At 44.5% G+C, this 629-nt stretch carries 1 protein-coding gene and 1 pseudogene; both read left to right on the top strand.

The window, feature by feature from the left end; all coding sequences use genetic code 11:
* Positions 1 to 243, top strand: a pseudogene (locus ACWHAR_RS28725) (alanine dehydrogenase); the annotation flags it as partial.
* Between the two features lie 111 nt (positions 244 to 354).
* Positions 355 to 629 (top strand): DUF2278 family protein (locus ACWHAR_RS28720; RefSeq protein ID WP_452088651.1); only part of this gene is annotated, 275 nt, incomplete at its 3' end.

The raw sequence follows: 629 nt of genomic DNA, 5'->3' as shown, positions 1-629 counted from the left end.
AACATGCCGGGCGCAGTCCCTCGTACGTCAACAATCGCCCTGACTAACGTTACTGTTCCATACGCGCTGCAAATCGCGAACAAAGGGGCAGTAAAAGCGCTCGCAGACAATGCGGCACTGAGAGCGGGTTTAAACACCGCAAACGGACACGTGACCTATGAAGCTGTAGCAAGAGATCTAGGCTATGAGTATGTTCCTGCCGAGAAAGCTTTACAGGATGAATCATCTGTGGCGGGTGCTTAATTCACAATGAGCTTGCAGAAAGATTTCTGCAGGCTTTTTTATTTTTTAAAAGGAAAAAAGAGACCATTTCACGAATTATGACTATGAAGTTGATCATAAAGGAGGATTCATATGGCTGTTCAGCAATATGGCGTGTTAAAAGGCATAGTCTTAGACATGAAGCGGGAAACAGATGATGACAGTCCTCATTTCCAAGTCAAAATGCTCGGTGAAGAGAATACGTATTACAGGTGCGCCATCAATGTGATGTCCAGTTCTGAGGAATCTGAAGTATTGTATTTGGCTGACGATCAGTTTGATTCGGGCTCAATTACCATCCTTCCGAACATGCCGTATGGATATACAAGGATCAATGAAGCAAACCGTGAAGTGGCACTGGATTATGT

The organism is Bacillus sp. LR--39 (genome assembly GCF_053613335.1).
Note: the sequence above shows the minus strand (reverse complement) of the source record. Positions and strands in the feature narration are given on the sequence as shown.